Annotated in this window: 9 protein-coding genes; 3 read left to right on the top strand and 6 right to left on the bottom strand. The window is 69.9% G+C overall.

What is annotated here, in order from left to right; genetic code table 11:
- A complete protein-coding gene (locus tag AOZ06_RS21130) occupies positions 1–729 on the bottom strand; it encodes an SDR family NAD(P)-dependent oxidoreductase (RefSeq protein ID WP_417999957.1) in 729 nt (242 codons plus the stop codon).
- Positions 730–776: 47 nt separating this feature from the next.
- Between AOZ06_RS21130 and AOZ06_RS21125 the strand changes: the two genes are divergently transcribed.
- The 3 genes from AOZ06_RS21125 to AOZ06_RS21115 are packed head-to-tail and all read left to right on the top strand — an operon-like array spanning position 777 to position 7,286.
- Positions 777–1,949, top strand: a complete 1,173-nt coding sequence (locus AOZ06_RS21125; RefSeq protein WP_054290990.1) for a DUF1015 family protein — start codon at positions 777–779, stop codon at positions 1,947–1,949.
- A gap of 16 nt (positions 1,950–1,965) precedes the next feature.
- On the top strand, positions 1,966–4,647 hold the full coding sequence (locus tag AOZ06_RS21120; RefSeq protein WP_054290989.1) for a helix-turn-helix transcriptional regulator: 2,682 nt from the start codon (positions 1,966–1,968) through the stop codon (positions 4,645–4,647).
- The gene (locus tag AOZ06_RS21115) at positions 4,644–7,286 is read left to right on the top strand and encodes an ATP-binding protein (protein ID WP_054290988.1); all 2,643 of its coding nucleotides are present in this window, start codon (positions 4,644–4,646) and stop codon (positions 7,284–7,286) included. Before AOZ06_RS21120 ends, AOZ06_RS21115 begins: the two co-directional genes overlap by 4 nt.
- Here AOZ06_RS21115 and AOZ06_RS21110 read toward each other — a convergent pair.
- The 5 genes from AOZ06_RS21110 to AOZ06_RS21090 form a co-directional block, all read right to left on the bottom strand.
- Complete coding sequence (locus tag AOZ06_RS21110) at positions 7,283–7,849, bottom strand: DUF3558 domain-containing protein (RefSeq protein WP_054290987.1); 567 nt, start codon at positions 7,847–7,849, stop codon at positions 7,283–7,285. The two genes, AOZ06_RS21115 and AOZ06_RS21110, sit on opposite strands and share 4 nt — an antisense overlap.
- Positions 7,850–7,965: 116 nt before the next feature.
- On the bottom strand, positions 7,966–8,889 hold the full coding sequence (locus AOZ06_RS21105) for a hypothetical protein (protein ID WP_054290986.1): 924 nt from the start codon (positions 8,887–8,889) through the stop codon (positions 7,966–7,968).
- Positions 8,890–8,954: 65 nt separating this feature from the next.
- The gene (locus tag AOZ06_RS21100) at positions 8,955–9,968 is read right to left on the bottom strand and encodes a D-cysteine desulfhydrase family protein (RefSeq protein WP_470303351.1); all 1,014 of its coding nucleotides are present in this window, start codon (positions 9,966–9,968) and stop codon (positions 8,955–8,957) included.
- A gap of 2 nt (positions 9,969–9,970) precedes the next feature.
- Positions 9,971–10,378: an HIT family protein gene (locus AOZ06_RS21095; protein WP_083471823.1), complete on the bottom strand. Its 408-nt coding sequence runs from the start codon at positions 10,376–10,378 to the stop codon at positions 9,971–9,973.
- Between the two features lie 40 nt (positions 10,379–10,418).
- On the bottom strand, positions 10,419–11,666 hold the full coding sequence (locus AOZ06_RS21090; RefSeq protein ID WP_225954767.1) for an RICIN domain-containing protein: 1,248 nt from the start codon (positions 11,664–11,666) through the stop codon (positions 10,419–10,421).
- Positions 11,667–11,761 lie beyond the last annotated feature (95 nt).

Genomic DNA, 11,761 nt, shown 5'->3' with positions numbered 1-11,761 from the left:
TCAGCGCGGCATGCGGCGCCACACGGCACGCGGCAGCACACGGAAGACGGCGTTGACCCAGCGCAGGATTCCCGGCACCCAGATGTCATACCGGTTGCCGCGCAACGCTTTCACGGTCGCCTCCGCGACCTGGTCCGGGGTGCTGGCGAAGGGCGCGGGTGACATGCCCGCGGCCATCCGGCCGATCACGAATCCCGGCCGGACCGTCAGCACCCGCACCCCGGTGCCGTGCAACGAGTCGGCCAGGCCGGAGGCGAACCCGTCCAGTCCGGCCTTGGCCGACCCGTAGACGTAGTTCGCCTTGCGCACCCGGCCACCAGCGATCGACGAGAAGACCACGACGGTCCCGCCGCCCTGCTGCCGCAGCAGCCGGGTCAGGTGCGTCAGCACGCTGACGTGCGCCACGTAGTCGGTGTGGACGATCGACACGGCGTGCTCGGCGTCCTCAGCCGCCCGCTCCTGCGACCCGAGGATCCCGAACGCGACAACCACGACCGAGATGGGGCCGAACCGAGTGACCACGTCGTCGAGGAACGGGCCGTGCGTGTCCAGCACGTCCGCGTCGAACTCGACGCGCTCGACCGAGGGCGCGCCCGCCGCCAGCAGGAGTTCGACCTCGGCGTCCAGCGACGCGCCGCGCCGTGCTGCCAGCACGATCTTCTCCGAGGCGAGGCGTTTGGCCACCGCGAGGCCGATCTCACTGCGTCCACCGAGTACGAGAACCGTCACGGCCGCGATTGTGTCGCATTCCTCGTTCGGGGTCTAACGTTGGTGGGATGGACACCTGGGTATCGCCGGTTCGTCGCGGCTGGGTCGTGCGCGACGCCATTCCCGGTCCCGGCGTCGACGAGTTCGCCGAGCCCGACCAGGTGATCGCGGCGCTGGCCCAGCCCGGCGCCGCGGACGGCACGCTGCTGGCCGTGCAGCACCCCCACCGGACGCCCACCGCCCGCGCGAGTGGACTGGACGTGCTGTCCGCGCTGCCGATCACGCACGCCGCGCTGGACCAGTTGCGTGCCAGCCACTACGAGCAGGTCACCGACGTCGTCGGGCTGTCGTGGGGGGACGGCCCGGAAGGCTCGGCGCTGGGCCTGCTGTGCGTGGTCGACCCGGCGGCGGTCAGCGCGGACGGCCTGGCTTACGTCCGGCACACCGAGGAGGTCTACCCGGACGTCGTCGCCGAACGAGCCACCATGCTCAGCGGGCTGCGTTGCGCCACGAGTGCGGCGATGCTCGTCCCGGCCGGCGGCGGCGCGCGGTTCACCCGGCTGATGTGTGACGCGGTCGCGCGACTGGGTGAACCAGCGGTGTCCTTGACCGACTCCGCGGGCAGGCGAAGCCGGATGTGGCTGGCAGGCAAGGGAGATCTGCAGGACGACCTGCTCGCCGCCGCATCAGCGCAGTCGCTGCTGGTCGCCGACGGCAACCACCGTGTCGCGGCGGCGGCGCGCGCCGGGCGCGGTTCGCTGCTCGCCCTGATCACGGCGGGCCCGGACCTGCGGATCGGCCCCATCCACCGGGTGCTCACCGGTACCGGTCTCAGCACGGGTGAACTGGCCGCCCGCTGGCGGCAGGCGGGTCTGGACGTCCAGCCGAGCGCCGATCACACCGCCCCGGCCGTGCCGGGAACGGTGGTGGTGCTCGGTGCCGCCGGGGCGCTGCGGGTGACGTTGCCGCGCAACGGGTTGGAGATCGACCACCGGCTGGTCGAGCAGTTGATGGTCGAACGCGCGCTCGGCCTGGATCCCGCGGGGCCGCACCTGCGGCCGTTGCCGCCCGGCCGCCCGGCCCGGCCGGACGCCGACGCGGTGTTGCTGACCGCGCCGGTCCCGTTGGCCGATGTCCTGGCCGTGCACGCCACGGGCAGGCAGATGCCGAGGAAGGCGACATATTTCACGCCGAAACCCCGCAGCGGGCTGTTACTCGCCGAAATTCCGTCGACGCCGTGAGTAACCTCGGGGGTTGATGAAATCCCAGGTCTTCGGGCGGGCGGACGAGCTCGCGGTGCTCACGCGGGCGCTGGACCGGCCCAGCGGGATCGTCCTCGTCCGCGGCGAGGCGGGCATCGGCAAATCCGCGCTGCTCGAGCAGCTCATGGACCTGGCTTCCGACCGTGGCCGCACGGTGCTGTACGGGCAGGCGCACCCGCTGCACACTGGGCTGGCGTACGCACCGATCGTGGAGGCGATCAGGCCGTACGTCCCGGCGCCGACGAGCGTGGACGGCCTGAGCACCCTGCTGGCCAGCCCCGGTCGCCGGGTGGTAGGCGTGGACACCGCGCTGGGCCGGACGCGGATGTTCGAGGCTGTCGCCCAGCTGGTCGACCGGCTCGCGCCTGCCGTGTTCGTCGTCGACGACCTGCACTGGGCCGACCGCGGCACGATCGAACTCGTGCACTACCTGGCTCGTGCCGTGCCGGTGCTCGGCGCGTACCGGCCGGGCGAGGCCAATCCTGCGCTGGAGCAAGCCGCTGTCACCGCGCGCCGGGCAGGTGCCGAGGTGGACCTCGGGCCGCTGGCGGACGAGGCCGTGGCGGAGCTGGCGACCCAGCTGCTCGGCAGGCGACCGGAACCGGATTTCCTGCACGACGTCACCCAGCGTGCCGAGGGTGTCCCGTTGTTCGTCACCGCACTCGTACGCGGCGGTGTCCACGAAGGCACTGCCGTGCCCATGATCGTGCGGGACGTGGTCCTCGACCGGCTGCGCCGACTCGACGAGCGCGAACGCAGGCTGGTCGAGGTCGTCGCGGTGGCGGGCGAGGCCGCGACCGGTTCGGTGTTGCGGCATCTGTCCTGCGAACGGGACGTGCTGCGCGGGTTGATCGTCAACGGTCTCGTCGTCGAGCGGCCCGTGGGGCGCGCGATGGCCTATCGCGTGGCGCATCCGCTGTACGCCGAGGTCGCGTACGCCGAACTGACCATCGGTGAACGACGGGAGCTGCACGCCGCCGTACTCGGTGCGATCGAGCGGGAAAGCCCAGGGGACGTGCTCGCCCTCGCACCGCACTACCGCGAGGCGGGTGACGCGGCCGATTCCGCCAAGGCACGGGCTGTCCTCGCTGAGGCCGGGTGGCGCGCGTTGGCCATGCGGGCGGGCGAGGAGGCGATCCGCTACCTCGATGCAGCCGCGGACACCGCGGAGCCCCAACAGCAGGCGGAGCTGCTCGACGGCATCGGGCGTGCCCACATGGCGCTCGGCGAGCTGGACGCCGCCGCCGACGCGTGGGAACGGGGAATGGCCGTCGCGCACCGGCACGAGCTGGCGAAGTCGTTGGTGAACCTGCGGTTCCGGCTCGCCATGCTCGAATCCGAACGCCAGGACTCGACCAGGGCCAACGACAGCCTGCTGGCGAAGGTCCGCGAGGTCTCGCTGGACTCGCCCGATCTGGCCATCCAGACGTTCGTCTACGTCATCCGGCGCGGCAGCGCCGCCGAGGCTCGTGACCTCAGCACGGCGCTGGAGAAGTCGGCTGGCGCGGGCAATCCGGCGGCGGTGCGAGCCGTTTCCCATTTCGCGCAGGCGATCCGGGCGATCGTCGACCGGGAGTTCGGGCCCGCGCTCGGCCACTGCGAGCAGGCCGTCGCGCATGCCCGCCGGTGTGCTGACGAGTCTCCTTTCCACGCCCAGTACTTCCAGCTGATCCTCAGCGCGCTCTACACGTCCAACGGGGACCTCGAACCGGCCATCGAGTGTGCGCAGAACATCGTGCGTACCGGGTCGCTGGTCGAACTGCCGTCGCTGGCGTGCTTCGAGCACTACGCGCTGTCGTTGATCCGCTATGTCGCCGGCGACGTCGGCACGGCGTTGCGCGCCGCCGCCGACGGCATCGAGGTCGCCGAAGCCTCCGGCCTGCCCCGGCCCATCGCGCGCATCCGCGCGTTGCGCGCGCTCCTGCTGGCAGAGCAAGGAGATCTCGGTGCGGCGAAGGTGGCGCTCGCCGAGGCGAAAGCCGCGTACCGCTCGCCGGAGGAGAGCCTGGTCGACCTGGTCTCGCTGGCGGGCACCGCGGTCGCCCTGTACGCCGGTGAGCCGGCCGCGCCGGACCCGCCCGACGAGTCGCAGATCTTCAGCGACCCGTGCACCACCATGCTGCGGCTGATGTACACCGGCCTCGCCGCGCTCGCGAACGCGGATCCCGCATCCGCCGTCGCCTGTGCCGCGGCGCTGCGTTCGTTCAGGTTCCCGGCTCGCCTGATGATCACGATCGCCGACCGGCTGGACGGGCTTCGCACCAACGACGCCGGCCTGCTCGCGGACGCGGCCCGCGGGTTCGGCTCGATGGGTGCCGAGCTGTTCGCCGCGCACACGTGGCTGGAACACGCCGAGGTCACCGGTTCCGCCGCTGACGTGCCGCGCCTGCTCGACGTGTTCGAACGGGCAGGCGCCGCGAGCTGGGCCAATCGCGCACGCCAGTTCGCCCGCGTGTCCGGTGTGCGCGTCCGGCCTGCCCGTCACGACGGGCCGCTCACCGGCCGTGAGACCGACGTGGTGCGGCTACTCGGCGAAGGGCTGTCCAACGCGGACATCGCTACCCGGTTGTTCCTCAGTGGACGAACTGTGGAGACCCACTTGAGCAACAGCTACGCCAAGCTCGGGCTGACCACGCGGGTGGCGCTCGCGCGCTGGGCGACCGAGAACCTGTCATGAGACTCCTCGGGCGGGACACCGAACTGGCGGCGCTGCGCGCGGCGCTCGACTCGGCGCACGGCATGGTGCTGCTGCGGGGCGAGGCCGGGATAGGCAAGTCCAGGCTCGCCGCTCACGTCATGGACGCGGCGGCCGAGCGCGGGATGACCGTGCTGCGCGCCCAGGCCCATCCGCTGCAGGCCGGGCTGGCCTACGGGCCGATCGTGGACGCCATCCGGCCGCACGCAGACGCCCCCGCTGACGACTGCCTCGGCAGGTTGCTGTCACACCAGGAGGTCCCGGCCGCATACCTGGACGGTGACCCGGATCTCAACCGCACCAGGATGTTCGACGCCATCGCGCGGCTCGTGCAGAGCATGGCGCCAGCCGTGTTCTTCATCGACGACCTGCACTGGGCCGACCGCGGCACGGTGGAACTGGTGCACTACCTCGGCCGCAACACCGCCGACGTGCTCGTGCTCGGCGCGTACCGGCCTGGTGACGCCAATCCCCCGTTGGACAGCCTCAGCGCGACGGTCCGCCGCAGCGGCACCGAGGTCGAGGTGTCGCCGCTGTCCGACACGGCTGTGGCGGCCCTCGTGGCCGAACTGTTCGGCGCACCACCCGCACCGGAGTTGCTCGACGACATCACCCGGCGCGCCAAGGGTGTGCCGCTGTTCGTCACCGCGCTCGTCCACAGTGGTCTCGACCGGTCCGGCACGATCCCGGCGATCGTGCGTGACGTCGTGCTCGACCGGCTCCGCACCCTCGGCGACGCCGAACGAGCCGTGCTGGAAACCGTTGCCGTGGCAGGGCAGGCGTCCAGCGGTGAGGTGCTGCGCAAGATATGCGACGCGCCCGCGGCGCTGAAACGTCTCATCACCGACGGCTTGCTCACCGAACACGCATCAGGGCGAAGCCTGACCTACCACGTGGCGCACCCGCTGTACGCCGAGGTCGCGTACGCCGAGATGACCATCGCCGAGCGACGAGCGCTGCACGCGGCGGTCATCAAGGCGGTCGAGTGCACCAACGCCGACGACGTGCTCACGCTGGCGCCGCACTACCGGGAAGCAGGTGACCTGGTCGACCCCGGCAGCGCGGCCCGGGTGATGGCGAAGGCCGGGTGGCGTGCGCTGGCGATGCGGGCCACCGACGAGGCGACCCGCTACCTGGGTGCGGCAGCCGAGATCGCCGCCCCGCAGGACGTCCCGGACCTCGCCGAGGGCATCGGCCGCGCCTACCAGGGCATGGGCAAGTTCGACGACGCCGTGCAGGCGTGGGCGGACGGCCTGGACACCGCGCTCAAGCACGGCCTGGACGCCGCCGCGGGCAAACTGCGGTTCCGGCTCGCGCTGCTCAACGCGGAACGCCAGGACGACGCCGACGCCCGCGGGCACCTGACCAGCACGGCCGAAGCGATACAGGACCAGTACCCGGAAGCGGGCGTCCACCAGTTCATCTACGTGGCGCGCCACGACCAGGAACCCGATCTGCGCGAAGCCACCGCCCGGATGGCGAAACTCGCCGATACCGGCCGTCCCGTTGCCGCGCAGGCGATCGGCTACCTGGGCAAGACCATCACGGCAATGCTCGACGGCAAGTTCACCGACGCGGTCGGATACGGCGAACAAGCGATCGGGTATGCCAGGCAATGCGACGCGGAGCAGGCGTTCCAAGGACAGCGCATCAGTGTGGTGCTGAGCCCGTTGCACGCGTTGACCGGAAACCTCCCCCGGGCGATCGAGTTCGCGCTGGAGGCCGTGGACAACAAGCATTCGATCGAGATACCCACGCACGCGTGCTACGCGCGGTATGTGTTGTCGTGCGCGCGTTACCTGACCGGTGACTTCACCGCAGCCTTCGCCGAGGTCGACAGAGCACTGGAACTGTCCGTGGGGTTGCCGCGCCACCAGGCGAGGACGTTGGCGCAACGAGCGTTCCTGCACGCGGAAACGGGAGAGCTTGCCGAAGCGGCGGCCGATCTGGGCAAAGCGCACCAGGTCTGCCGGGCGCCCGATCTCGGCGTCATCGAAGTGACCCGGCTGGCGGACAACGCGATCGCGCTGCACACGGAGAACCACGGCGAGGAATCCCCCGACCCGGACTTCCGGTTGTTCCCGCTGTTCTGCGACCCGTACGCGGCCATGATCCGCCCGCTCTTCTCCCCCGCCCACGCGGAAAAAGCACTGCGCGCGTTCGGCGACGAGGCAACCCTGGCAGTCGCGCTCGCCGACCGGTTCACCGCGGTCCGGACAGCGGACCAGGATCTGCTGGCCGACGCCGTCACCCGCCTGGAGAACATGGGCGCCGTCCTGTTCGCCGCGCGGGCCAAACTCGACCTCGCCGACGCCGACGCCGTGATGGCGGCGCTGGAAGTGTTCGAGCGGGCTGGAGCTGTGCCGTGGGTCAACCGCGCCCGCCACGCCGCCCGGGCGCTGGGCGTGCGGATCCGTTCGGCACGGGGAACAGGCCCGCTGTCCACACGGGAAACGGACGTGGTCAGGCTACTGGCCGAAGGCCTGTCCAACGCCGACATCGCGGGCAGGCTGTTCCTGAGCCAGCGGACCGTGGAGACCCACCTGCGCAACAGCTACGCCAAGCTCGGCCTGACCTCACGCGTCGCACTGGCCCGCTGGGGCGCGGACAACCTCGGCTAGCGCCTCGTGATGTCGGCGATGATGGCGTTGGCCAGCAAATCCGCGTCCGGGCACGGAACGGGGAAGTTCAGCGTTTTCGGATCCGCGATGGTGGTGGTGACCGTCAGCAGCGCGTCATCCTCCACGCCGACACTGATCGCGCACCGTCCCTGGTCGGGTACAGCGCGTTCCGGGTCGTAGCGCACGGCGGGGTAGCCCTGGATCTCGGTCGGCTCGAAGTACGGGAGCCTGGTGCGCTTGCGGTACAGGCCTTCCAGGCCACCCGACACCAGGTCGACGGTCGCTGTCATGAGCGGCTGTTGCGGCGTGCGCGCCCGCCACACGCAGGTGCTGGCCCCGTCATTGCTGCCAGGGAGCAGGTCCTTTGTGACCGGCTGGCCCGATTGGACCATCGAGCACGGGTTCTCCGCGTACCGCTTGACGTCCAGCGGCAGGGCGATGGTGGGGGCCAGTTGGGTGGGGCTCGGCGGCGGCGTCGCCATGATGATCCCATGACCTGGGGATCCGCAACCGGCCAGCAGCAGGGTGATGCCTGCCAGTGCGCCGAGGCTGATCCGGATCATGCCCCGACGATACCTGCTACCCACCCTGGTCTGCCTGAATGCTGTTGCGATGCATACTCGTGGCGCGCGACAGCCGCTCCGGCTTGCTATGGTGTCCGTTTGCCGCTCGGCCGAACCTATCGATCTTGTGTGGAACCGTTGATGTGCCTGCCGTTCTCGGCGGCCTGGATGGCGCGCAGCAGTTCCGGCCCCGGTATCTCCCGGCTGTTGGCCGCGGCGGTCAGTTGCGCGAGGTGACCGATCATCTCCACGCTGTTCTCGATCTCCTCCGTGTGCCGGGCCAGCCACCACACGACAGCGCTTCCGGTGTCCTTGAGGACGTCCTCGCTGAGGTAGCGGCGCATGCTGATCTCCATTCGCCGCTCCTGCTCCCACATGCGTTCGTGCTTGCGCAGTTCCGCGAGCCGGTCCAACCGGCGGGCATCGTCGTCGCCCATCGTCAGCGACACGTCAACCGCCCAGGCGACCACGTGTCCGTACGGCTCGGCCAATGCCGTTCCCAGGGCGACTGCCAGCCTGTGCTGGACCACGCGGTACTCCTCCGGTTTCTCCAGCACCGTGAGTTCCCGCGCCCTCGTCAGGATCCAGTGCACGGCCAGGTCGCCGGGACTGGCGTGCGGCACCGCCGCCTTGGGACTGGCCTGGCGCCAGCACACGGTCGCCGAGAACAGGAACCGGTAATCCACCTCGGAACTGGGCAGCGGCACGGCTGACACCGGGTATTGCACGTGGGTCGGGGGTTCCGGCTCGTGCGCCTGCGCGGGTTGCTCCCCCGTCGCCCCTGGCGCCGCGGGGTCGGCCGCCGCTGCTTTCGCCGTTCGCTGCTCGTCCAGCACTTTGCGCAATTCAGCCTGCTCCCGTCGGTGCATGACCTGGATCGAGATCAGCACAGCGAGCGCGTTCGCGACCACCATCACCGCCGCCCACACCCACACCGGCGCGGTCAGCAGAAGGCTCAAAGCCAGTACGGCAACGGTCGTCAGGACCGCTGACAACACGGCCAGCCGGGTCTTGTCGCTGTGATTGCCACTGGGCCCCATGGGACCTGCCTTTCGTCAGCCCCACCCGGGCCCATGTTCCCGTGCCGACCGGTCGTACGGGATACCTACGGCTGGTTTTCCCTCGAACGAACCAGTTCCGGAGCATAGGCGAACAGACCCGGCAACCCACCGGTGTGGATGAACACAACAGTTTCATCGGCACCAATGGTCCCGCCGCGCACAGCAGCAACAAGCGCGGCGGCAGCTTTCCCCGAGTACACGGGGTCGAGAGTGATTCCTTCCGTTCGCGCGAACAGCCGCAACGCTTCCCACATCCGCGGCGTCGGAATGCCGTAACCAGGGCCGACCGCGTCGTCGGACAGGCGCACGTGCGCCAAGTCGCCCGCGGTGACGCCCATGAGGGCCGCCGTGTCGCCGGCGAGCCCGCGGATGTCGGCCATCGACTCGTCTGTCGTGTGCGATATGCACGCGCCGTCCAGGATCACCGGCCAGTCCAGCAGGTGGATGCCCAGTGCGAGACCGGCCGCCGTACCCGCGCTGCCCACCGCCACCACGATCCGGTCGACCGCCGTACCGGCCAGCTGGGTGCGCAGTTCCGCCGCGGCGGCCACGTAGCCCAGCACGCCGACGTCGTTCGATCCGCCGACCGGGACCGTGGCGGTCCTGCGGCCCTCGGCGGCCGCGTCGGCGACGATCCGGTCGTAGACCTCCCCCGTCTGCTCCGGGGTGTCGCAGAGGTGGACGTGGGCGCCGTACAGGTCGTCCAGGACGATGTTGCCGGACCGCTCGTAGGCGTCGCCCGACATCGGCACGGATTTCGTCAGGACGAGCTCGCACCGCAGCCCGAGCCGGGCGCAGGCGGCTGCGGTCTGCCGCCCGTGGTTGGTCTGCACGGCACCGAACGTGATGACGGTGTCCGCGCCGTCGGCGAGCGCCTTGCCGAGCAGGAACTCGGCCTTGCGCAGCTTGTTGCCGCCGACGCCGAGACCGTTCACGTCGTCGCGCTTGACCAGGATCCGGGGGCCGCCGAGCGCCTCGGTCAGCCTCCGGCAGTCCTCCAGGGGCGTCGGCCACTGGCCGAGCGCGACGCGGGGGTGGCCGTCCAGGTCGATCGGCACGGTCACACCTTCGCCCGGACGTCGGCGGCGTAGGACTCGGCTTCCTCGTCGGAGGCGTACTTCGTCCGCGGCCAGAAGAACCCGCGCAGGCCGTCGCCCTTGGTCCGTGGCACGACGTGCGTGTGCAGGTGCGGCACGCTCTGGCTCACGGTGTTGTTCATCGCGACGAACGTGCCCTGCGCGCCGAGTCCTTCCTTGACCGCGACGGCGATCCGTTGCACGAAACCGAAGTACCCGGCCAGGTCGGCAGGGGGCAGGTCGGCGAGGGTCTCGATGTGCGCCGGCGGCACGACCAGCACGTGTCCCTTGAACACCGGTCTGGTGTCGAGGAACGCCGTGCCGTCGGATTCGGCGGCGACCACGAAGGCCGGCTCACGCCCGGCCACGATTTCACAGAACAAGCAAGCCACGACGTGAGCCTAGCCCTCGTGATGTCCGAAACCCGCTTGACTAACTCTGCTGGGTCAGCTTGAACGACTGGGCGGCGCTGCCGTCGCAGGTCAGCTGGACCAGTTGCACGCCGTCGGCGGTCGAGCTGTTCGGCACGGTCAGGCATTTGCCGCTGTGCCTGCTGACGAGGCGGAAACAGCCGCCGTCCTCGGCGACCTGCTGCCACTGCTGGTTGTTGCCGCCGCCGTACGTCCACAGGTGCAGGGCCGCGTTGTCCGCGGTGGACACGTTGCTGACGTCGATGACCTGTGCGCTGTTGCCGCGGTTGTTGATCCGGGCGTGTCCTCCGCTGGTCTCCTGGAGCTGGTAGCCCTGCGCGAGGGTGCCGTTGCACGCGTACTGCTGGATCGCGGTGCCGTTGGCAGTCGCCGCGTTGCGGGCGTCGACGCACTTGTTGCTGTTCTTGTTCACGACCGAGTACCACGGCGCAGGCGGCTGGACCGTTCCACCGCCGAGCCACGCCAGGCTGTCGATGACGAAGTTGTTCTGGTCCGGGCTGGCGAACGTGGACGAGGTGCTCTGACCGCTGCCGTTCACGGCGTTGTGCCCGAAGTTCGCGTAGACCGTCTTGAAGTTCTTGTTGGTCCACACGATCGGGTAGTAGCCGCTGTACCAGGACTGGTCGGGATCGGTGCCCAGCGGGAAACTCGACGGGTGCACCGAGGCGAGGACGCTGATGTTCGGGTTGGTGCGCAGGTCGTTGCTCCAGCTGTACCACTCGCTGACCGACGAGCGGAACGTCGCGGGCAGCCGCTTGGTCGTCGGGTGCGTGCGGTTGTCGGTCTGCAGCGTCGCCGCGGTCGGTCCCCACGTGTTGCCGCGGAAGTTGCCGCTGCCGAGGAACGTGTTGTGGTACCACGGCCAGCCCGCCGCGTTGTTGGTCCACGCCGAGACGTGCCAGCCGAAGAAGCCCCCGCCGTTTTCCATGTACCGCTGGAATCCCACGCGCTGGGACCCCGACGACGGCAGGTCGTCGAGGAACATCACGACCTGGTACTGCGAGGGGCTGATGTTGTTGAGCAGGTCCCAGTTCGTGCTCCCGGTGTAGGAGAAGTTGTTCTGGGACGCGGCCTGTGCGAACCACGGGTTGGCCTCGCGGACGAACGCGATGTGACCCGCGTCGTACGTGCCGTGGTAGAAGGCGATCACGTTGAACTGCGGGGCGGCCTGGGCGGAATTGCGCCCCGGCACGAAAATGACACCGATCAGCAGTGCGAATACCACAAATGCCCGCACCATCGCGGACATTCCCGCATTTTTGGACATGCAGGGGCGCCCTTTCGATACATGGCGGCGCTGAACCGGGCTCGGGAAGTCCCGGACCGACGACAACGGACGGTTCG

The organism is Kibdelosporangium phytohabitans, assembly GCF_001302585.1.
Lineage (GTDB): Bacteria > Actinomycetota > Actinomycetes > Mycobacteriales > Pseudonocardiaceae > Kibdelosporangium > Kibdelosporangium phytohabitans.
Note: the sequence above shows the minus strand (reverse complement) of the source record. Positions and strands in the feature narration are given on the sequence as shown.

Coding starts and splice junctions, on each gene's coding strand:
- AOZ06_RS21125 (WP_054290990.1), top strand. CDS start 777: ATGGACACCTGGGTATCGCCGGTTCGTCGCGGCTGGGTCGTGCGCGAC.
- AOZ06_RS21120 (WP_054290989.1), top strand. CDS start 1,966: ATGAAATCCCAGGTCTTCGGGCGGGCGGACGAGCTCGCGGTGCTCACG.
- AOZ06_RS21115 (WP_054290988.1), top strand. CDS start 4,644: ATGAGACTCCTCGGGCGGGACACCGAACTGGCGGCGCTGCGCGCGGCG.
- AOZ06_RS21110 (WP_054290987.1), bottom strand. CDS start 7,849: ATGATCCGGATCAGCCTCGGCGCACTGGCAGGCATCACCCTGCTGCTG.
- AOZ06_RS21105 (WP_054290986.1), bottom strand. CDS start 8,889: ATGGGGCCCAGTGGCAATCACAGCGACAAGACCCGGCTGGCCGTGTTG.
- AOZ06_RS21090 (WP_225954767.1), bottom strand. CDS start 11,666: ATGTCCGCGATGGTGCGGGCATTTGTGGTATTCGCACTGCTGATCGGT.